The sequence below is a fragment of the Stutzerimonas kirkiae genome (assembly GCF_004327335.1).
GTDB classification, from domain to species: Bacteria; Pseudomonadota; Gammaproteobacteria; order Pseudomonadales; family Pseudomonadaceae; genus Stutzerimonas; species Stutzerimonas kirkiae.
In genome coordinates this window covers 39,643-60,684 of record NZ_QJUO01000027.1, presented here as the reverse complement: position 1 = coordinate 60,684, position 21,042 = coordinate 39,643, and the positions used below count along the sequence as shown (strand labels likewise).

General features: G+C 52.8%; 18 protein-coding genes. All 18 read right to left on the bottom strand.

The genetic code is table 11. The annotated features are described in order from the left end of the window. Positions 1-288: 288 nt before the first annotated feature. Positions 289-1,524 (bottom strand): O-antigen ligase family protein, encoded by a 1,236-nt coding sequence (locus tag DNJ95_RS14395; protein WP_242671977.1) that lies wholly within the window; start codon positions 1,522-1,524, stop codon positions 289-291. A gap of 102 nt (positions 1,525-1,626) precedes the next feature. Beyond that, a complete protein-coding gene (locus tag DNJ95_RS14390; protein WP_131185421.1) occupies positions 1,627-3,012 on the bottom strand; it encodes an undecaprenyl-phosphate glucose phosphotransferase in 1,386 nt (461 codons plus the stop codon). 357 nt (positions 3,013-3,369) lie between these two features. Next, a complete protein-coding gene (locus DNJ95_RS14385) occupies positions 3,370-4,785 on the bottom strand; it encodes a mannose-1-phosphate guanylyltransferase/mannose-6-phosphate isomerase (RefSeq protein ID WP_131185420.1) in 1,416 nt (471 codons plus the stop codon). Then, a complete protein-coding gene (locus DNJ95_RS14380; RefSeq protein WP_131185419.1) occupies positions 4,778-5,908 on the bottom strand; it encodes a glycosyltransferase family 4 protein in 1,131 nt (376 codons plus the stop codon). Before DNJ95_RS14380 ends, DNJ95_RS14385 begins: the two co-directional genes overlap by 8 nt. Beyond that, a complete protein-coding gene (locus DNJ95_RS14375) occupies positions 5,886-7,082 on the bottom strand; it encodes an O-antigen ligase family protein (RefSeq protein WP_131185418.1) in 1,197 nt (398 codons plus the stop codon). The genes DNJ95_RS14380 and DNJ95_RS14375 overlap by 23 nt, the downstream gene beginning before the upstream one ends. A gap of 88 nt (positions 7,083-7,170) precedes the next feature. Then, positions 7,171-8,397, bottom strand: coding sequence for a hypothetical protein (locus DNJ95_RS14370; protein ID WP_131185417.1), 1,227 nt, complete (start codon positions 8,395-8,397; stop codon positions 7,171-7,173). A 44-nt stretch (positions 8,398-8,441) separates the two neighbouring features. Next, complete coding sequence (locus tag DNJ95_RS14365; RefSeq protein ID WP_131185416.1) at positions 8,442-9,203, bottom strand: acyltransferase; 762 nt, start codon at positions 9,201-9,203, stop codon at positions 8,442-8,444. Further along, entirely contained in the window at positions 9,194-10,537 is a 1,344-nt protein-coding gene (locus DNJ95_RS14360) for a glycosyltransferase family protein (RefSeq protein WP_131185415.1), read from the bottom strand. Before DNJ95_RS14360 ends, DNJ95_RS14365 begins: the two co-directional genes overlap by 10 nt. A gap of 121 nt (positions 10,538-10,658) precedes the next feature. After that, positions 10,659-11,711 (bottom strand): pseudaminic acid synthase, encoded by a 1,053-nt coding sequence (gene pseI / locus DNJ95_RS14355; RefSeq protein WP_131185414.1) that lies wholly within the window; start codon positions 11,709-11,711, stop codon positions 10,659-10,661. Positions 11,712-11,721: 10 nt separating this feature from the next. Next, positions 11,722-12,288, bottom strand: coding sequence for a UDP-4-amino-4,6-dideoxy-N-acetyl-beta-L-altrosamine N-acetyltransferase (pseH, locus tag DNJ95_RS14350; RefSeq protein WP_244944426.1), 567 nt, complete (start codon positions 12,286-12,288; stop codon positions 11,722-11,724). After that, a complete protein-coding gene (gene pseG, locus DNJ95_RS14345) occupies positions 12,285-13,400 on the bottom strand; it encodes a UDP-2,4-diacetamido-2,4,6-trideoxy-beta-L-altropyranose hydrolase (protein ID WP_131185413.1) in 1,116 nt (371 codons plus the stop codon). Before pseG ends, pseH begins: the two co-directional genes overlap by 4 nt. Before the next feature lie 11 nt (positions 13,401-13,411). Next, positions 13,412-14,107: a pseudaminic acid cytidylyltransferase gene (gene pseF, locus DNJ95_RS14340; protein WP_131185412.1), complete on the bottom strand. Its 696-nt coding sequence runs from the start codon at positions 14,105-14,107 to the stop codon at positions 13,412-13,414. Beyond that, entirely contained in the window at positions 14,104-14,745 is a 642-nt protein-coding gene (locus DNJ95_RS14335; RefSeq protein WP_131185411.1) for an LbetaH domain-containing protein, read from the bottom strand. The genes pseF and DNJ95_RS14335 overlap by 4 nt, the downstream gene beginning before the upstream one ends. A 1-nt stretch (position 14,746) precedes the next feature. Next, on the bottom strand, positions 14,747-15,907 hold the full coding sequence (gene pseC / locus DNJ95_RS14330) for a UDP-4-amino-4,6-dideoxy-N-acetyl-beta-L-altrosamine transaminase (RefSeq protein ID WP_131185410.1): 1,161 nt from the start codon (positions 15,905-15,907) through the stop codon (positions 14,747-14,749). Positions 15,908-15,910: 3 nt separating this feature from the next. Next, on the bottom strand, positions 15,911-16,909 hold the full coding sequence (pseB, locus tag DNJ95_RS14325; protein ID WP_131185409.1) for a UDP-N-acetylglucosamine 4,6-dehydratase (inverting): 999 nt from the start codon (positions 16,907-16,909) through the stop codon (positions 15,911-15,913). Positions 16,910-16,931: 22 nt separating this feature from the next. Then, positions 16,932-17,423 (bottom strand): hypothetical protein, encoded by a 492-nt coding sequence (locus DNJ95_RS14320; protein WP_131185408.1) that lies wholly within the window; start codon positions 17,421-17,423, stop codon positions 16,932-16,934. A 334-nt stretch (positions 17,424-17,757) separates the two neighbouring features. Then, complete coding sequence (locus DNJ95_RS14315; RefSeq protein ID WP_242671978.1) at positions 17,758-19,035, bottom strand: Wzz/FepE/Etk N-terminal domain-containing protein; 1,278 nt, start codon at positions 19,033-19,035, stop codon at positions 17,758-17,760. A gap of 449 nt (positions 19,036-19,484) precedes the next feature. Next, positions 19,485-20,972 carry an MBL fold metallo-hydrolase gene (locus DNJ95_RS14310; RefSeq protein WP_131185406.1) on the bottom strand — a complete coding sequence of 496 codons (1,488 nt, stop codon included), beginning with the start codon at positions 20,970-20,972 and terminating at the stop codon, positions 19,485-19,487. Between the last annotated feature and the right edge of the window lie 70 nt (positions 20,973-21,042).

The following is a 21,042-nucleotide window of genomic DNA, read 5'->3' as shown; positions in this document are numbered from 1 at the left end:
CCTGCTGGAACCGATTGGAAATAGGCCGCCGGTCGAGTTTGAGGCACTATACGAACAGAGTCAGACAGCAATACCCGTTGCAGCCTGACTCAAACAAAACAGCCTCCGCGATACCCGGGGCGGTTCACTTTTCGTTCAGCCTCGAGCCTTACGGCGCTCTTTTCGGCCCTTTGCCGCGCATAGCGAGATCGCCCTGGCCATCCCCCTGAGCACGCCACGACCCCAGCCGCAACCCCAGATACAGGGCCAACGTCCGCCCCGCGCAGAACGTAAATCGCCACCCCGCCCTCAACCCACACTGCGGGCAAAGTGCTTCTGATCCCGAGCAGGCGCCTTCACGCCCAACAGAATTGCCACTGGCAGCCACAGCACCACCCAATAGGGACTGGGGCGGTGGAAAATGGCATAAACGTCGGAAACCATGGCGACCATGGCGAACGCCAACAAGGCCAGGCCCAGACGCGCGACAGGATCGGCACGACAGACCCAGCCCTTCCACAACAGGCTGGCCAGCAAGGACAGGAACAGACCTATGCCAACTATGCCGTACTCGTACCAGAGTTGCAGGTAGAGGCTGTGGGCATGGGTGACATCGCCCCCCCTCTTAAGGGTGAAAGATAACTCAGCGCCCGCACCAGCTCCAGACATCCAAAACCCAGGCAGCAGGTTCAACCAGTGCAACCAGATCTGATCGCGCCCATTAACGCCAACCCTGCGTTCATTCTGTATTTCCGGCCAAAACAGGTAAACGGCTATCAACAGAAGAACGCTAGCTATCCCCAACAGGCTATAGGACTTGCGATTGTGAAATAACAACAACAGCACAAGCACCCCACCCACCAGCGCAAACCAGGCACCACGGGAGAAGGTAAGCAGCACATAGAGCAACAGGCCCAGCACGGCCACAGCCAGCACCGAGGTACGCACCAGAGTCATCCGTCCCTGCACGAAGAACCAAGTCAGCACGACAGCGAAAACCCCATAATACAAACCTGCGATAATGGGGTGGTCGAGATCGGCAAAACCATTCCAGCCAAGCTCCCGGAGACGCTCGCGCCGAACAACAGCATAGTCGAGTGAACGCTCCAGCACACCAAACTGGTAATAGAGCGTCAACCAGGCAAAGACTGCGGCCACCAAGGCCGCCGCCAGCAGTATCCAGCCGAACCGACGCGGCCTCTCGACCATCTTCGCCACCGCGAAGAGATAGATGGCCAGGAACAGGACAACCTTCAGCCAATAGCCGAACGACCTGTCGGAGCCTTCATGCAGACCAGCTACCAACAGAACCCAGACCGAAAGCGCCAGAAAACAGTAGGCCGGCCACTGCCGCCAAAAAGAAAGCGCCAGACGCTCCTTCAGCAACAGGAGCAAGGCCGGTAGAAACAGCAACAGGTAGACCTGGGTCGCATAGCGGCTGCCATCATTATTGAAAAGCAGACCGGCCAACTGCACGAACAGGCCAATCGATATCCATGCCAGCAATACAGTCTCAAGGCGCCCTGCGCGCAACGACCCTTCCAAACCAACCTCCATCGAGCATCAAGAAAGATTATTCGTCACTCAAAAAACAAGCCCGATACAGTCAGCCGCATCGGGCCTTGGAACATCAACGAAACGGGTAGTTCAGTAGGCTGCCTTGCCGACAAAACCCTTGAATACCGTCCAGAAAATGATCTTTATATCCAGCCACAACGACCAGTTGTCGATATACCAGAGATCGCACTCCACCCGCTTCCGCATCTTCTCCAGGGTATCCGTCTCGCCACGGTAGCCATTAACCTGAGCCCAGCCGGTGATGCCCGGCTTGACCTTGTGCCGCTGCATATAGGACTCGACCAGATCCTTGTAGTACTCGTTATGCGCCAGGGCATGGGGGCGTGGCCCGACGATGGACATACGCCCCTGCAATACATTGAAGAACTGCGGCAACTCATCCAGGCTGGTGCGCCGCAGGAACGCACCGATACGGGTCACACGGGGATCATTACGCGTCGCCTGGGTCACGGAATCGCTCTTCTCCTGGTGCACGACCATGGAACGGAACTTGTAGACCTTGAACTTGCGGCCATTGATCCCGGTACGGTATTGCTTGAACACCACCGGCCCCGGCGAAGACACTTTGATCGCCAGCGCGATAAACAGGCACAAGGGCAGGATCAGCAGCGTGATCAGACCGCCGACAAGGATATCTTCCATCCGCTTGATGACTCGCGCCGGACCATCCATGGGACTACAGCTCAGGTCCAGCGAATAGAGCCCCGCGATATTACTGACCTTGTGGTTGAGCAGCGGCAGGTCCCCCCACTCGGGGAAAAAGCGTACGGCGACGGTACGGTGCCGCAACGCATACATGATGGAGCGCACCGCCCCCCCTTCGCTCAGCGGCAGGCACAGCCACACCTCATGCACCCCATGCCGATCCGCCTCCTCCACCAGGCTATCCAGCCATTGCTCCGAGCGGCCATGGACCAGGCTGCTGGCAATGCGAAAACCGTCCTCATGCAGGGAGCGCTTGCGGTAGTACTCGACGGTAGAACCTCCTTCGGCAGACACCAGCAATACCGACTTGAGGTTACGCCCCCCCGAGCGGACCTCACGCAACCAGATAAACACCAGAAATCTCACTGCCACGCTCAGCGTGCTACCGGCCACGACGAAATACATAAACCACTGGCGAGAGTAGTCTTCGGATACCTTGAGGAAAAAAGCCAGCGACAGCAGGGCCGAGGTGGCAACCAACCAGCCAATGGCAAGCTCGCCGACCTGGGAGAAGAATGACTTGCCGCGCCATGAACCGTAGAGACCACAGCCCCACAGGCTGACCAGCACGGATACCGCACAGAACATGGCCGCCTTGGTATAACGCCCGCTCATCTGCCAAGTATCGAAGCGCAGCCAGTAGGCCAGGTAGACCGCCCCGATGGTAAGCAATACATCCACCACGGCCGCCAGCAGGGCAACCGGGTAGCGCTTGGCGAATGTGGGTTGGTAACGCGATAGATTGGGCATCAGTTCTTAACAGCTCCCAGCCATGTTGGCTACGACGGTATAAGGCACAGCTACGAAAGTGCGCGGGAGTTTAGCATCCAGGGAAGCAGATGTTCGTGGCGTCGACGAAACCGGCGACACTGCCACAGCCAAAGCGCCGGCCCCGGAACCTATACGCCCGCGCGCCAGCACGTTGCGTCTATTTCAGACGGCTACCGGCATTCGGGGGTTCCCATACGCCCTGGAAACAGGCAGGTAACTGTAACCAACCATGGAACTAACGAACAGACAATACAATACTGAATATATAATTTCAGCAACCAATCATTCACACTCAATAATGGAGGCGGCTACCGTATTAGAGCCCCTATTACAAAATCATGCTCTCCCGTATTTATCCTCGAAACGCACAATATCATCCTCTCCCAGATACGAACCTGATTGCACCTCAATCAGTTCCAGTGGGATAACACCAGGGTTTTCCAAAGAGTGAACCTGTCCAATGGGTATATAGGTCGATTGATTTTCAGTCACCAAATACGTCTTGTCACCGTTAGTTACCTTTGCCGTACCGCTGACTACGATCCAATGTTCTGCTCGGTGATGATGCATCTGCACCGAAAGCTTGGCACCAGGGTTAACCGTGATGCGCTTGACCTGATAACGATGGCCGCTGTCCACTGAGTCATACACCCCCCATGGCCGATACACTTCACGGTGGCTCGCATGCTCGTGCCGCCGGCCATTCTTCAACTGCTCGACGATCTTCTTTACATCCTGCACTTGGCTCTTGTGCGTCACCAGCACAGCATCCTTGGTTTCGACAATCACCAGATCCTCGACCCCCACAGCAGCCACCAGACGGTGATCGGCATGTATATAGCTATTGCAAGAACACTCGCTTAGCACATCGCCTTTGAACACATTGCCCTCGGCATCCTTTGCACTTACATCCCACAATGCCGACCAAGAGCCGATATCACTCCATCCCGCGTCCAGCGGCACCATCACCGCATCGGCGGTTCGCTCCATCACCGCATAGTCAATCGAATCCTCGGGGCAAGCAGCAAAGGCTTCGGCGTCGACACGGATAAAGTGCATATCCTGGCTTCCCCCCGCCAGAGCCTCGCGGCAGGCTGCAGCAATCGCCGGCTGGAAACGCCCAAGCTCTTCTAGATAACGGCTGGCGCGAAACATGAACATGCCACTGTTCCAGAAGTAGTCACCACTGGCCAGGTATTCGGCCGCCGTCGCCAAGTCAGGCTTCTCGACGAAACGGCTCACCGCAAAACCATCACCAACGGCAACGCCTTTCTCGATGTAGCCGTAGCCGGTTTCAGGATGACTCGGAACAATGCCGAACGTAACCAGCTTGCCAGCGCGGGCCAGCGGTAGAGCCGCTTGAATGCTGGCATGAAAGGCCGGCACATCCTGAATCAAGTGATCTGCCGCCAAAATAAGAAGTATCGGGTCTTCTTCTTCGCCACAGGCTTGCAATGCCGCCAGAGCAATAGCTGGAGCTGTATTGCGAGCGACCGGCTCCAGCAAAATACTGGCCTGTTCCATTCCTATTTGTCGAAGCTGCTCAGCAGCTAGAAAACGATGCTGCTCATTGCAAATCAAGCGCGGCATAGCAATGTCCAGCCCCTGTAAGCGCTGGATAGTGGCCTGCAGCATCGACTGCATGCCATCGGCCAAGGGCAAGAACTGTTTTGGATTCAGCTGACGCGATAAAGGCCAAAGGCGAGAGCCAGAACCTCCGGCCATGATCACTGGATTAATATTATTAGACATGTTCAATTTTCCTGAATTGGAAAAACTCTTCACTTTTCTGTTCGACAAAAGATTTGAATTGAGTCTTAAATCGCTCTGTTGAAAAGGAACATGCATGCAGCCTTATAGCATCAGGATCAAATTGAAACTCCTGCTCGAATCTCCCGACTGCCGCTTGAATAGACTTTTCCGTCTGCTCGTGAAAAAACACTCCAGTTTTTCCATCAACCACCGTCTCCAACACCCCGCCTTTACTGAAGGCAATGACGGGAGTACCACATGCTTGAGCTTCCACGGGCATGATCCCGAAATCCTCCTCAGCTGCGAAAATAAATGCTCTGGCCCGTTGCATATGATCACGAAGGATCTCGAACGACTGGTATCCCATAATCAAGATATTCGGTGCAGCAGCCTGCTTCACCTTTTCAAATTGAGGTCCATCGCCAATGACGATAAGCTTTTTGTCAGGCATTTTGGAAAAAGCACGAACGATAAGATCAATTTTCTTATAGGGGACCATGCGGGATGCTGCAAGATAAAAATCTTCCTTCTCTGCTTTCAACGGAAAGTCTTCGACAGCGACATTTGGATAAATAGTGTCAGCACTGCGTCTATAGACCTTATTGATTCGACGGGCAATGTAATCACTATTGGATATGAAGTGGTCAACGCCATTTGCAGTGCGATAATCCCAATTACGGATGCGATGCAGCAGAACACGCGCCACCCAGCTCTTCAATCCCTCGGCTAGGCCAGCTTCTTCTAGGTATTGCGATTGCATGTCCCATGCATAGCGGATGGGCGAATGGCAATAACAGATATGCACCTGATCCGGACCAGTAATGACACCTTTGGCAACCGCATGACTGCTGCTGATGATCAGATCGTACGCAGATAAATCGAACTGCTCAACCGCCAAGGGCATCAGTGGTAGATAGGTGCGATACTTTGTCCTGGCTTTCGGCAGAGATTGGATAAACGAGGTTGTAGCCATCTTACCTGACAGGGCCATTCTCTGACTATCACTGAGAAAATCGACCATCGAAAAAAGGTCCGCATCAGGGTACAACGCTATAATTTCTGCCAGTACCTTTTCGGCACCAGCAATAGTCACCAACCAGTCATGAATAATAGCTACTCGCATTCTCTCGCTCCCAATTACTAAGACAATAAACAACCAGCCAGTAAATAAAGCAACCAGTAACACCATAACAGAAGGTAAATACCGAATTCGCAACAAACAAAATTAAAACCATCATCCTAACATCAAAGAAAGGCGTCTTGAGGAAAATAAAAACCAAGGGAAGCAGATAAAAGGAGACCCCCAACACACCAAAATCCAGCAACAGCGTCAGCCAGCCACTTTCAGCATTATTATTATATACAGATCGATAAAATCCATTCTCACCTAAAACAACCTGAGAAAACGAATAATTGGATAACTCCGTAAAAGCCATAGACCAGAAGTAAACTCTTGCGTTATTTGTAGAAGACCCTCCAGAAAAGTCCAGCGCGTCATGAACCCTGCTCAAGACTTCAGAATTCAACGCCAGAGAAATACAGACAAAAGAAAACAAAGCAAACGTCGAAACAAAAACCTTAACCCCTTTATTTTTATTTTCAGCAGAAAACAACATAACCAAAAAAACAAGGAAAACCAAAAATATACCAGTCCTTGAAATTGCCAAGACAACACCCAAGAAACACAAACCAACAGCAATTTTATTTTTTCGCAAAACTATGGCAGAACCTATAAGAAATGCAGACAAAGAAAGCGGACCTAAAAAAATAGATTTTGCTCGTAACAAACCTGCGGCGCCTGCAAAAAGTGCCTCATCAAGAACGACCCCAGCAGAACCATCAACTGCAACCGTTGAAGACTCCGCAACAAAAATATAGCTCCCAGTAATCTTCTCTATGACAGCCAAAAGGACAATCACCAGAACAGAGAAAAACAAGACATCTTCAACTCTTTTCTTGTCAGAAAAAGCGAGCATGAAAAAAATTGCAACTGGCGCCGCAATCACAAAAGAATGAGAATTCAACCCCCAAAAAAGTTGCCCCAATAAAAACAAAGAAAACAAGCCAAACACAGATAAAAAAAGTAAAAAATTTCGCCGCCCAACATGCAAACTCCACTTCTTCCGTAAAAGGAAAAAGGAAATCAACAACACCACCGTGACAGCGATAAGCAAAGAAATCACTCTCTTGGGGCCATCAAGAAAAGCATATGTCAAGAACAGCAAAAAAACCAAAATATGGTAAGTTTTTTGTCCGAGACTCCTTAAAGTCATGATTTCAGATAACTTAAATACCATACCAAATATTTTTCATACCCCATATAAACCAAATAGCACCATCGGAAATATCAAGAATCAACCATACACATTTCAGGCAACACTAAGATCATACAATCCAGAGAGCTGCAAAAGCAGAAGCTACAAATAATATCAAACAACCACTTACCACCCTCAGTAGAAAAAACATCTCTTGACCAGCAATACGCAAAGCCAAATTTTGCACAGCAATAGTTATAACAAGCCCCAAAAGCCAAGCATAGCTCACGCCGTAGAGCAATACATTTCCAGAGGCAAGCACAGCCACAAGGGCCAGAACAAGTATCTGGACAAACAGACCAGACACAATAGCTCGTATCTGGGCTAGAGAAGCGCCTTCGCGGTACAGACTACCTTCAAAACAGGCAGTGGCAGACCACATGACCATGACGATAGACATCGACCATACCAACTCCATTGACGTGGGAATAGGCAATGGTAAGTTAAGAGCTTGAGCAATATACAGTGCAAATACAATGCTCACCGTACCAAATGCGACCAAGAGCACTGCCGATGAAAGCATACGGTCACGCTTCCGTGTGTCTATATCAGTAAATATCGTGCGAAAGAAAACCGTACTTATGAACTGATGGGCGACGATGGATATAGAAAGCCAGCGAAATACCAGGGCAAACTCTGCCACCTTCTCGGGCGAGGCAAGAAGGCCAAGCGAGATTCGCGGCAATGCCATGAATATCCCCATCAATGTACTGCCTGCCATGAAATGCAGGCCTACACGCAGAAACGCACGATAATTGCGCCTTTGCCAGCGAGAAAGGCTGGGTACAGGTAAAAATCTAATCACCCCTCCTATCAATAAACTGCAGGCAAACAGCAATAGCCCCATGAACGAGAGAATAAAATCAAAGCCTTGCCAGTTGAGTAGCAGTGCACACAACAGACTCAGGTAGAGCGTACTCTCTACCAAAGAGGCCCAGGCCCCTTTCCCCAACCCTTTGAGCCGGGCAGAGAGTGTCATCTGCAGAGCAACTACAGCGCATTGCAATGCCACAGGACCGTAAAATGAGCTTTTCCAGTCTAAGCCTAGCAAGGGCATTGCCAAAGCCAGTAGCAAGAGCACAGTCACCGCGATCAGTACAAATACTGTTGCAGTACGAACATGCCGACGAAACTTGTCACCCAAAGTGCCATAGGCAATCAAGCCTGGCGCCCCCATTGCCAGCAACGGTCCGAAAGACAATGAGAGAGCCAACCACCACTCGACCGTCCCATACAAACTCTGACTCAGAAGTCCTGCGGCCAGCAATGGGGCAATCAAAACTGCCGACTTGGCCAAGACAAAGATCAGACCATGCTGGCCTAGATATAGTATCAGTCGCATTATGGTTTGATCGACGAGTGCTTGTTCACAACACGCTCAACCAGCCCTTCCACCTGGACTTCCGGATGACGACGAGCAGCCTCCTCGTAATTGAGTTCAATATGCCGCAGCGGCTGGCTGACATACAGCCCAGGCACATCCAGTGACCGCGCAACGCACGAAGAAGCTCCTATAGTGATGGCGTCAGCAACATGCACACCCGCATTGAAAACACAGGCCGAGCCAATATAGACGTTACTGCCGATGCGAATGGAGCCATCGATACGAAAACGACCCAACCCTTGAGGCGCATGCAAATAGCCATGAGTCCATAGCTGACTACCGCGTCCTGCCAATATCGAGTAATCACCAATAGTGACACTACGAGTGCAATCCACTATGTGCTCAACAGTAATTTTCGACCATTTACCCAGTCTACAAATTGCATGTCCCCAACTCACCCCATTTTGGGCGCGTACAATCTTGTTTTGATTGCCTACGCCAGCCTGCTCATCAAGAACCAGCCATAGTGGTCCCGTCACTCGATTAAGATGGCCAATATATGCATTATTGGCCAGGAAAAGAGCATCTGCCACTATCAGATTGGCATGTCCGACTCGCGCACCATTGGCCAGCCTCACCCTTTTAGTACTAATCCACGAAAAGCCTACTCTGCAGTTGCTCCCCATTTGCCACCCAAAGACACTCAACAACCAGTTCTTGAATTCGCATGGAGGTAAAATAAAACAAAAAAAACCCGTAACAAAAACCTTCAGACGCATCCTTTGGCCACCTCAAGAATTGTATTGGCGACTGATCTAACATTATCCACAGCCATAACGGAAGGTAAGTTTACCGGATCAGACACCTTACCAGGAAAAGTTGTGGCATATAACTTTCTCACCAGATTTATACGACTTTCATCCGTCGCGAGTCTGTAACGATTGGCTTCGATACTCCTAGCCACATCAGCGATCTCGACAGCTGACCTCAACTGCTCGCACCCCGAACCATGATCAACCACACTCGGTCCAAACTGTACCAAGGGTTTGCCTGAAAGCACGCATTCCACCGCGACTGTGCCAGTAACGGTGCAGACCAGATCGACTTCAGCAAGCACCGAAGCCATGCTGTCCATAAGCGGGATCGGCGACACCTTGGGATGGGAGCGCAGGACATCCAGCAATCCGTCGCTGAGTTCATACTTTGACTTAGGATTGGCCTTGACCCGCAGATGCCAGCCTTCAGGTAATGCATCGGCAAGTTGGATAACCAGCTTCGCCTGATCGCGAAATTCCTGGCCCCAAACATCGAGGTTGGCTTCCGGTTGTATCTGCAAGGGGTAAAGCGCAAGGCGCAATCCCTTGCCCTCCAAGGACTTGTCTGAGGCTATCTGTTGCCATACCTTCAGGCGCCGCTGCACCTGCCTGTCGAGCAGCCACTTTCGCCATGGAGCGGGCGTGTTGTAACGCTCACCCGCCACATAACCGCGCAGTATTATCAGACGATCCTTCATTGAACGCGGCAAGGGATGACTACGTTCAGGTTCCCTGCCAGTGGGGGGAATCATGTAATCAGGTATGCGCTCACGCTTGCGAATAGCCTCCGCCATTGCCAAGCAATCAGCATCACAGGGCACCTTGCTATTTAGCCCCACCGTTTCCTTACTGTCGTAGCTGTATATAGAGTAACGACCACCAGGATAACCGGGCATACTCGGATGTAGATATGGAATGCCCCTATCACGGCAGACACTGATCACAATCAACTCATGGAACAATGTACTTTCTCCGACGACAACATCTGGTCGCTCACGGTCAAGCCACGCTTTTATTAAAGACTTGTAGTATCCATAATGTCGATCGGATCCGCCAAAATAATTTATATAGCGATCTGCTTTACGCGCTTTTCCCAACGAGCCGGCATCAGAAGTCATAACCAGATCAGAACGACTAGGGAAAGGCATGTTAAATACTGTATCCATCGGTTCCCCAACAGGAGAAAAAACCGGATTTTGAACCAACCATGTAACAGCACAATTCAGTAGGCGTAACTCTTTCGCCAATTCAGCCCAAAATATTGTCTTGTAACGATTTTCAATAAATGCAAATTTCATCTTGCCAGCCATTAACCTTTAGAGTAGTGAACGCTGGATACCGACCGTGAGCAAACCCAGCAGCTGGATCAAAATCCTTAGCAAAAAGCTGTTGGCACCACCAGCTGAGCCGCTCATAGCCTCAAGCTTTGAAAGTCTCAGCACTCACGGCAGTATTAGCCTTAATATCCATGGCAGCCTTCTTGCCGATAATTTTATCAAGATACTTTGGAGACAGGCCAAAGCCGGGACGCACACTGCGCACCGTATCGAAAGTAATCACATCCCCCTTCTTTATATCCTTTACGAAATACAGTGAGCGACGGAATTTGACATTTCCTTGCTCACTGGACTTACGCCCATAGTCAACCCGCCCCAGCGCCTGCCAAGCTGTTCTGGTATCACGACACAGTACAGCCAACTCCTGAGGCTCCAGCGAGAAGCTGTCGTCGGGGCCGCCACCGGAACGGTCAAGGGTAAAGTGCTTTTCGATGATCGAAACGCCCAATGCCACACTGGTAATGGCGGTGGTGTTATCCAAGGTGTGATCGGAAAGCCCGGTCACCAGGCCGTACCGCGCGATCATGTCGGGAATGGTGCGCAGGTTGTAGTCCTCGGCAGGCGCCGGATAGCCGCTGACGCAATGCAGCACGGCCAGTTCCTTACACCCCCCTTCGCGTGCAGTTTCGACTGCTTCGGCAATCTCATCAGCATCAGCCATGCCGGTGGAAATAATCATGGGCTTGCCAGTGCTGGCCACGTACTTGATCAAGGGCAGGTCTACGGCCTCGAACGAGGCGATTTTGTACGCCGGAACATTAAGGCTTTCCAGCAAGTCAACGGCAGTATTGTCGAACGGCGAACTGAAAATGGTGATACCCAGCTTATGCGCATATTCGAACAAAGGCCGATGCCATTCCCAAGGCATTTGCGCTTCTTGGTAGAGCTGATAAAGATTTTTACCATCCCAGAGGCCACCGTGGATCTGAAACTCCTCGGAGTCGCAATCCAGTGTGATGGTGTCTGCTGTATAGGTCTGCAGCTTGAGTGCGTCGGCGCCAGCCTTCTTGGCTTCTTCAATGATTTTTAGCGCGGTTTCCAGACGACCGTTATGGTTAGCCGACATCTCAGCGATTATGTACGCCGGATAGTTAAGACCGATATCTCGGCCCGCAATAGAGATTTTCGGAGTCATCAATCATATCTCAGAGGCTGGATAATTTTAGAAGTTTATGCAACATCTCTTCGCGTTGCACTGCCCACTCGGACGCCAGCACTCCCAATCGATAAATATCGACGAACGCCTCGTCCACCATATGTTGCTCACGCAATACACCTTCAACCTTAAATCCAAATTTCTGATGAAGCTTTATAACGGGGGTATTGAAGGCCAGGACCTCGCAACACAGTTTATGAAGCTGTATATTGCGGAAGGCATACTCCAACGCGACAAACTCCATCTTGCTTCCTGTGCCCTTCTGGGCTTGCGGAGAAGCATAGAACGCCCATGACGAATTCTGGTTCGTGCGATCGATGCCAGTAAACGCGACAATTCCCAAGGGAGCCCCTTGAAATTCATACATGAAATACTTCTGGTCACTACGTCCCTGAATCCTTGACCACCATGCAAGATGCTCGGCGAGGCTGATTTCGTGCCGAGTATACATATTGGCTCGTACGCTTGGGGCATTTCGCCACGCAAGCATTAACTCGAGCTCTTCCGGATTGATAGGTCGGAGCACGCCGAATTTCAATATGGAGCTCTCCATCATTCTTCCTCTCTAGAAATCAGCCAGTCAGCGGCGCGCTGGCAGCCCTTACCATCGGTCACGAAACTTGCATTCTTACTAAGCCGCTTTAAATATTCGTCGGAATTAGCGACTTCACCAATAAAAATAGCCAACTCATTTGAAAGGCTCGTATCAAGATGCACCATCCGTACTGATTGTGCCTGATCCAGCAGCCAGGCGGCGTACCTCTGGTTATCGGCTACCACCATCATCGCTGTCGGCAATCCAAGACAGCAGCGCTCCCAGGATGTGGCGCCTGCAGCGCCAATCGCCAGGTCACTGTCGGCCATTATTTGCGCCATATCATTGACCCCAACCAGAACCCGGATTGGCCAAGGCATACTCTTCGCCAGACTGCTGACTTCCGCCAACCATGGAGCAGCCGCCCCCATGACAACTGTGATTTGGCATTCAGCGGGGAGCGGGCTGGCCTGCAACGCTTCCAACACCCGTCCAGTAGCATTGTCCTTATCGACCCCCCCCATGGTGATCAACAAATTGCGCAGTCGCGGCGTAGCACGACGCGCCAGGCTGTAAGGGCGCAGAGCTGAGAACTCCGGGCGCAGCAAAGCGTATTGCGAACCACACAGCAGTCGGCAGTCGGCTGGCACCCAGGCCTGATAATCATCGGCATCACGACCGAAAGTCTGGTCAAGCAACAAGTCGCACTGGTGCTGACGATCAGCCAGATCATCGATCACCATCAAGCTTTTGTAGTGTGGTTTGAGCACGAGTTCCCAACGAACGTCCAGTGCGTAATGATCGACGATCAACCAGTCGGAGCGTAGTTCGGCAAGCACAGGAACACATGCTTCGGCATCCTGCTCCTGTGTCGCACCAAGCCAATGGATATGGGCCGGAGACTGCTCATCTTTCGTAGTCAAGCTCGCCTCTGCAGGTTCAGTCAGGGCTGGCAAGGCATGGGCGATATAGCCCTTGTTACGAATCTGCTCGATTAGGTTGCCCTGGTGCTCACGACAGATGAACTGGCAATCGGCCCCCTGCGCAGTAAGAACATCGGCCAGAGTCAGGCAACGCATCACGTGGCCGGTGCCAATCTGAAGCGATGCATCAGTACGAAAGACGACGTTCATATGGCAATGCCTTAATCTTCCCGGTCCTGCTTCAAGGCCTTGAACAGCCATTCTGCACGCACCCAATCTTCCGGGGTGTCGACATCCTGCACTCGATGGCGAGGCAGCAATACCGGAAACGAACACGGAGTGAAGATCATCCGCCCCTGCAACCAGGCTTCGGCACGGCCCCAGTAGAACTGACCGGCATCGTGGAATGCCTCTTCCAGGTCCTGCGAGCGGGTATTGAAATGTTCGGGATTAAACATTTCGACGCGACCGTCATTGATGCGGATGGCTCGCTGAATCGGAAAAGCGTAGCTGGTCACCGAGAAAGCATAGTCGCAATCGTTGCCTTGCAGGATATCCAGACCAAGGCGCAGGTCCTCGGCACTGACAAAGGGTGCGGTGGCATAGAGGCAGCAGGCCTGTTCGACGCCCAGCCCCTGGTGATTGAACCATTCTATGACATGCCGAATCACCGGAATGGTGCCGGTATGGTCGTCGGATAGCTCCGTCGGGCGCATGAATGGCACTTCGGCCCCACACTGCCGTGCGACTTCAGCGATCTCTGCATCATCAGTAGAGACGACGATCCGGTCGAAGCAGCCGCTTTGCAATGCCGCCTCGATAGACCAGGCGATCATCGGCTTGCCACAGAACGGCTTGATATTCTTGCGCGGAATGCGTTTGCTGCCACCACGGGCAGGAATGATTGCGAGCCTCATTCAGGTAACACCTTTCTAGGCTTTATCACAAGATTGGGCGAGCTACCAAAAACCAGTGAATTTGCAGGTATGTCGGTATCCTTGACATAAGCGTTTGCAGAGATAATCACATTATCTCCAATCTTGCATTTCCCTATGATTTTTGACCCCGAGAGCATCTGTACATTCTCACCAATCTCCGGGAATATCCCTTTGTTATTCCCGACAGTACAAAGCTGGGCGAACGTAAAATTATTTCCGTAAGTCGCGCGCCCCAGCACACTACCAACCGGATGATCCAGATGAAAAATCTCCGGCATCGCTATCTCATAGAAAACATCCAGACCATTCAGCGCCTTATTCAGACAGTAAACCTTGGCGGCCAAATCAGTATTTCCGGAAGATTCCAGAAAAAGACTTCTGGACAAAAAGTATAAAAAAATACAGTATTGACCCGAGTGGTAAACATCAAAAAATACTACGCCATCCTTCCTATAGTACTTATTGCTTGAATGACCGAAGCAGTATTCAACTTTTCCCAAAACTCCCGGAATAAGACCTACAAGTTTCTCTCGCTCATCCTCGTCCAGAAGGAAAAGATTGTGAACTTGGTGGCAAACCAACTTATCAAGAGTCTCTCGGGATGGTGAAATTATCATTCTACTCCCCGAGGGCTTGTCTGAGCACATTGAGAACTTCATCCTGCTGCTGCTCCAGCAACGTCTGATACATCGGCAAACTGATCGCTTCGCGGTAGTACTGCTCAGCCTGCGGAAAATCGCCAGCCTTGAACCCCATGCTCTGGTAATACGGCTGGGTATGCACAGGAATATAGTGCAGATTGACGCCTATGCCCAACTCACGCAGGGATTCGAATACCTGACGATGGGTTTTCCGAATCTTATCCAGTTGCAAGCGGATAACATATAGATGCAATCCGGAATAACTGTCCGGATGCTGCCACGGCCTGGTAACCGGGAAATCCGCCAGCAGATCGTCATAACGCGCGGCCAGTTGATGGCGACGGGCAACATACTGATCGAGCCGCTGCATCTGACTGACGCCCAGAGCTGCCTGCAGTTCGGTCATGCGATAGTTGAAACCCAGATCGATCTGCTGGTAGTACCAGGGGCCATCCGCTTCATGGGTCATCCGGGCCGGGTCACGGGTGATACCATGGCTGCGCAGCAGCGCCATCCTGTCCGCCAGTTCGGCGCTATTGGTCAGCGTCATACCTCCCTCGGCAGTCGTGATGATCTTGACCGGGTGAAAGCTGAACACTGTGATATCGCTGTATCGACAATTGCCGATGAATTCGCCCTGGTATTTGCCACCAATCGCATGGGAAGCATCTTCTATGACGTGGAAGCCATAGCGCTCGGCCAGCCCACCAATGGCCCGCATGTCACAGGGCTGCCCACACAGATGCACGACCACCACCACTTTGGGCAGCTTACCGTCACGCTCGGCTTGCCGCAGCTTCTGCTCCAGCGCCTTGGGGCAGAGATTGTAAGTACGTGGGTCGATATCGACGAAATCAACCTGGGCACCACAATACAAAGCACAGTTAGCCGATGCGACAAAGGTAACCGGTGTCGTCCACAAGTAATCGTCCGGACCAAGCCCCAAGGCCAGACAGGCTATATGCAAGGCAGAAGTAGCACTGTTCACCGCCAGAGCATGACGTGCCCCGACATGCTCCGCGACCAGTGTCTCGAAGCGGGGAACCATCGGCCCTTGAGTCAGAAAATCCGACTGCAGCACTGACAGCACCGAATCAATGTCGGCTTGGGTAATATCCTGACGACCATAGGGGATCATGGTTCAGATACTCCCGATCTTTTCACGGTTGACGTCGATCCATCCCTGCAGCTCTTCGTCGCTCATCCACTCGGCATTGTTATCACTGGCATAGACGAAGCCTTCGGGAACCTTCTTTCCATCCTTGATACGCTTTTCGCAAGTCGCCCAGTTATTGATTGTTGGCAAGATTTTGAAGTGCTCTGGATATTCGTAGGTGTAATACGCATCCTCGGCACTGATCATCTGCTCGTGCAGTTTTTCTCCAGGGCGAATGCCGATGACTTCCTGCCGGGCTTGCGGAGCGACTACGCGTGCCAGATCGGTTACCTTCATCGACGGAATCTTCTTCACGTAGATTTCGCCACCCTCCATATCCTCGAAGGCATGCCAGACCAGTTCGACGCCTTGCTCCAGGGAAATCATGAAGCGGGTCATACGCTCGTCGGTAATCGGCAAAACGCCCTTGTCCTTGATCGACATGAAGAAGGGAATGACCGAGCCACGCGACCCCATGACATTACCATAGCGGACAACCGAGAAGCGGGTGCCGTGTTCACCGGAATAGGAATTGCCGGCTACGAACATCTTGTCCGAAGCCAGCTTGGTGGCGCCATAGAGATTGATCGGGCTGCTGGCCTTGTCGGTGGAAAGTGCGACCACACCTTTGACGCCCTTGTCGATACAGGCATCGATCAGATTCATCGCGCCCAGTACATTGGTCTTCACGCACTCGAAAGGATTGTACTCGGCCGTGGGCACGATCTTGGTCGCGGCGGCATGTACCACATAATCGACACCATCAAGAGCCCGATACAGACGCTCCTTGTCACGCACGTCTCCGATAAAGAAGCGGATACGCTTATCATCCGTGTATTTCTTGGCCATATCCCATTGCTTCATCTCATCCCGAGAAAAGATGATGATCTTCTTCGGGTTGAACCTGGCAAGAGTCATAGGTACGAAAGTGTTACCAAAAGAGCCCGTACCGCCGGTAATGAGAATGGTTTTATCGCTGAACATCCAAAGTTCCTTAAATTAAAGCCTATAATGCAGGGCTGTGATGACGATACCGCACAGGAGTCAGCCGAGCATAGGCGGCTGTCTTCCTGACGACGATCAGAAGGAAAGCGGCGCTCAGGCAAAGTGGAATCACCAGGTGAGGCCAGTAGAGGAAAAATAGCCAAGTTGTGGGAATGAATACGATCATGTTGGCGATATGACGATGGGCCAGAGGCCGGGTGACCTTCAGGCCCTGCTCGATCCACTTCCAATCGACTTTTCCTCTCCAACAACCTACCCGCAACCGAATAAAGCGCATGAAAGCAAGAACGAATCTTAGTCCCACCACTAAGGCTAGCAAGACTGATTTCAATGTACGTATCAACTCATCGACACGACAATTATCCAGGCACCCTGACAAAGGAATAGCACAAGGCTGGGACTGGTTAGCCGTGGTAGGCAAATGGCGACCAGCAGCCGCACAGTCTCCTGGCTGAGATACTTCAGGATGAAAAACCAGCCAGCCAGTGTCCATGGCAGGCATCTCTAGGCAAAGACGAGTGGTAACAAAAGCACAAAAAGGACATTGCCAGTGGTCACAACCAACAGGCCATATAGCCCCATCTCTGCCGACTTGAGAAATTGCGTAAGGAAAAAGACCAACAGAAACTTGCCGGCCAGAGTAAACGAACGCATGCTCAAGTTGGGGAGGCGTCTCCAGGCACCCCGAGGGTCGCGAACGCCTGTGTCGATCACAGGTCTCTTTTCCAGTGATCAAAAGCGAATACCCACACAACTCGTCAGTAGTGGCATAGAGACAGAAACAAAGAGCCTCTCTACCCCCCCCAAAAAAAAACGGCTCAACAAGGCTAGGCGAGTGCATTAGCTTTTCTACGTAGAATCACTCTTAGAAGAGCCGCGAACACCCCCAACATACCTCCAAGCACCACACCCAACGCCATGATCGTCATCTTTATCGGCTTTATCGGCTTTATCGGCTCGATAGCGGGCCGGTCCACACGTGCCAATTGCAACTGGCTAAGGTCCAGCTTGATATTCTCCAGGCGCGAGCTTTCCTCGCGGAGATCGGCAAGCGCTGCCAAGAAGAGATCTTCATCCTCACGGCTCTGCATGAACTGGATCTGCCGGTTGTTCTCCAGCAACTGCAGTTCATGCTGGATCTTGGCGATACGCGGTTCGGTATGGTCATCCGAACGTCGCTTCAGCAAGCCATTGCGCTCGGCTTCCAGGGCCTCGCTGCCCATGAAGTAAAGGGGGAATTGCTGGTTGAAGACTTCGGTGCGGATGATATTGCCTTGTGCAGCCCCTGCGTCCTGCCCCATCGAGGTTGGTGTGGTGGGTTTGACGATGCCCAGCGAACGAGCAATGGCGATGGCTTCATCCAGTTGGGTAATACGACTCTGCCGGCGCAAGCGCAGTTCGCCGCGCAGGGCCTTGAGTTCATCCTGCAACTGGGCGCGTTTGATCTCATCGCCTTCCTTGAGGCCGGCAATCTTGTTTTCCTTGCTGGCCTCGTATTTGGCACGGGCCGCAGTCAACTGCCGGTTGATGACATTGAGCCGGCTCTTGATGACACCTTCCAGATCCTGGGCGATACGCACCTTTTCATCGGAAATGGCCTGCCGCACCATGCCATTCAGAATGGCCACGCCATCCACATCCGCCGGATACTCCAGTTTCAGCCCAACGAAAGGCACCAACGAGGTTTTCCTCGGGTCCGGCTGCAATAAGGTGAACTGCTCCTCGTTGAACGCCGCAAAGGCATTTTCCAGGCTACCACTGCCCTTTTTCAGCGGTTCGAACAATTCACGGTTGGCATTGAAAAAAGAGACTCGCGTTTCATAGGAATCCAGCGAGGCCCCCACACGCCTGAGGGCTTCTTCCGGGTCGATCTTATAGACTCCCGTGCCATTGAGCTCATCGAGCTCTTTCAACTGGGTTGTGCGTAAGATACTGTGCACTTCGTAGTAGGGCGTGGCCAGAAAAGCATAGGCCGTCGCAACCAGCAGGGCCAACGCAGAACAGCCCACGATCAGCCATTTCTGCGCCCAGAGACCGGAAAACAGCTCGAACAGGTCGATTTCGTCCGTACGCTGCTCCTGGTTGGCGGGAACATTAGGGTTCAATGCAATACTCCATCACTTCATGAATGCTACGTCGCCATCCGGCAGACCTTCGATAACCGCCTGCCGAGTTTTCCGCAGGCTCTGCCAACTCATTCTTGCCGCCACCGCGGAAGCTGCCGCATTGCAGGGGAAGCGAAATCCTTCACCACAAAATCAAGAAATATTCTTATTTAATTCAAGAACATCTGAGTCCAAGTGCGGATTTTACATGGATAACCTGCGTGTGGCGTTTTTTTACGCCAGTGTTTGACGCCAGCTTTTTGGCCTTTACCGGAAGTGAATGGAAGACCGCCTGATTCCCTGCCCGAGCCGGAAAAGCGAATTTCGGATTGATCTTGACCCCATCGATCACACCTGGTTCCCCATATCAGCCAGCGAAGTCTTCCATCAGGCCATTTGCAGCGCTGACGGTAAGGAAGTCTACGAATCGGTTTCCAACCGCAGCAGACCTATGGCGTGACCACTTCCACCGGTCTTCCCTGCTCCCGGTACAGGCGTCCCAGTGCTGCGGCCAATTGCCGCTTGGCCTGCTCTTCGCCATGCACCAGCCGAATCTCCCGTGGCCATGCCCCGCCTTCACTGACGAAGCGCAGCAGGTCGGCCTGGTCGGCATGGGCCGAATAGCCACCGATACTGGCGATGCCGGCACGGATGTCGAAGCGCTGCCTGTCCAGGTAGACGTAGCCGCCTTTCGGTCCGTATCGCTGGATATCATGGCCAGGGGTGCCGGGCGACTGGTAGCCGACGAAAAGCACGTTGTGCCGCGGATCGCCCAGCATGGCCTTGAGGTATTCGACGATGCGCCCGCCAGTGCACATGCCGGCCCCTGCAATAACAATGGCGGGCCGCGCGGTTTTGCCAAGGTGCGCGAGGATACGCTGGTGGTCGGCGTGGCTATCGAGCTTGATCAGTTGTTCGAAGGCCAGTGGCTTGCGCCCCGCCTGCTGGCGTAGGCGCGCCTCTTCATTCCACCAAGGCTGGAGCTCGCGATAGGCCTGGGTGAAGCGGCTGGCCAGGGGCGAATCCAGGATCACCGGTAGCCTGGGCCAGTCGACCCGACTGCCGTCCGGCAGGGTATCGGTTACACGCTCCGGTGCGCCGGCCTGGTGGATGATGTCTTCCAGTTCATACAGCAGTTCCTGGGTGCGCCCGACGCTGAAGGCTGGGATAAGCACCGTCCCCTGGTCATCCAGCGCCTGTTCGATCAGGGCCGCGAGGCGCTCGCGGCGGTGCTCCCGGCCTTCGTGCAGGCGATCGCCATAGGTGCTTTCGAGCACCATGATATCGGCTCGCTCGGGCGACCGCGGCGGCATCAGCAGAGGGGCATGAGGGGCGCCGATATCGCCGGAGAAGAGGATGCGCTGCCCATCCGGTTCCGCCCCGAGGGCGATTTCCACGTACGCCGAACCGAGTATGTGGCCAGCCCGTTGCAATCTCAGCCTGAACTGGCCAGGCGGGAACTCCGCCGGGCTGTGCCAGTGGTCGTAGTCCAGCACGACCAGACGTTGTGCGATCAGTTGCAGGTAGCGTTGCAGCGTATCGCGGTCACGGCTGATCTGTAGCCTGAAGGCATCTTCCAGGGCAATGGGCAACAGGCGGGCAGAAGGCGGCGTGCAATAGATCGGGCCTTTGAAACCTGCCGCCAGCAGTTGCGGGATACGCCCGATATGGTCGATATGTACATGGGTGACAATCAGCGCCTTGACGGTGTCGATGGGGAAGTCGATGGCCGCACCATCGCCATGGCCCTGGGCGTCGTCCCCCTGGAAGAGGCCGCAATCGACCAGCAGGCTGTGATTTTCGTCGAAGTGCAATTGGTGACAAGAGCCGGTCACGCCCGAGGTCGCACCACGGTGCACGATGACGGGGTATGCATGAGGAGCCTGTTGCGCAAGCTCGCGGGAAGCAGGGGGCTGGGCTGGTCCTTGAGTGCTCATAGGCTATCGAACCGATTAGCTTGGAATGTAATTCGGTCCCGAGGATACCGCGACTCGATGGGTTTCGCTG

What these genes read in the sequence shown, in the direction of transcription:
- pseB (WP_131185409.1), bottom strand. Translation starts at nt 16,909, where the DNA reads ATGTTCAGCGATAAAACCATTCTCATTACCGGCGGTACGGGCTCTTTT.
- DNJ95_RS14310 (WP_131185406.1), bottom strand. Translation starts at nt 20,972, where the DNA reads ATGAGCACTCAAGGACCAGCCCAGCCCCCTGCTTCCCGCGAGCTTGCG.
- pseH (WP_244944426.1), bottom strand. Translation starts at nt 12,288, where the DNA reads ATGATGGAGAGCTCCATATTGAAATTCGGCGTGCTCCGACCTATCAAT.
- pseF (WP_131185412.1), bottom strand. Translation starts at nt 14,107, where the DNA reads ATGAGGCTCGCAATCATTCCTGCCCGTGGTGGCAGCAAACGCATTCCG.
- pseC (WP_131185410.1), bottom strand. Translation starts at nt 15,907, where the DNA reads ATGATCCCCTATGGTCGTCAGGATATTACCCAAGCCGACATTGATTCG.
- DNJ95_RS14335 (WP_131185411.1), bottom strand. Translation starts at nt 14,745, where the DNA reads ATGATAATTTCACCATCCCGAGAGACTCTTGATAAGTTGGTTTGCCAC.
- DNJ95_RS14375 (WP_131185418.1), bottom strand. Translation starts at nt 7,082, where the DNA reads ATGGTATTTAAGTTATCTGAAATCATGACTTTAAGGAGTCTCGGACAA.
- DNJ95_RS14365 (WP_131185416.1), bottom strand. Translation starts at nt 9,203, where the DNA reads ATGCGTCTGAAGGTTTTTGTTACGGGTTTTTTTTGTTTTATTTTACCT.
- DNJ95_RS14380 (WP_131185419.1), bottom strand. Translation starts at nt 5,908, where the DNA reads ATGCGAGTAGCTATTATTCATGACTGGTTGGTGACTATTGCTGGTGCC.
- DNJ95_RS14360 (WP_131185415.1), bottom strand. Translation starts at nt 10,537, where the DNA reads ATGAAATTTGCATTTATTGAAAATCGTTACAAGACAATATTTTGGGCT.
- DNJ95_RS14385 (WP_131185420.1), bottom strand. Translation starts at nt 4,785, where the DNA reads ATGTCTAATAATATTAATCCAGTGATCATGGCCGGAGGTTCTGGCTCT.
- DNJ95_RS14320 (WP_131185408.1), bottom strand. Translation starts at nt 17,423, where the DNA reads ATGGACACTGGCTGGCTGGTTTTTCATCCTGAAGTATCTCAGCCAGGA.
- pseG (WP_131185413.1), bottom strand. Translation starts at nt 13,400, where the DNA reads ATGAACGTCGTCTTTCGTACTGATGCATCGCTTCAGATTGGCACCGGC.
- DNJ95_RS14390 (WP_131185421.1), bottom strand. Translation starts at nt 3,012, where the DNA reads ATGCCCAATCTATCGCGTTACCAACCCACATTCGCCAAGCGCTACCCG.
- pseI (WP_131185414.1), bottom strand. Translation starts at nt 11,711, where the DNA reads ATGACTCCGAAAATCTCTATTGCGGGCCGAGATATCGGTCTTAACTAT.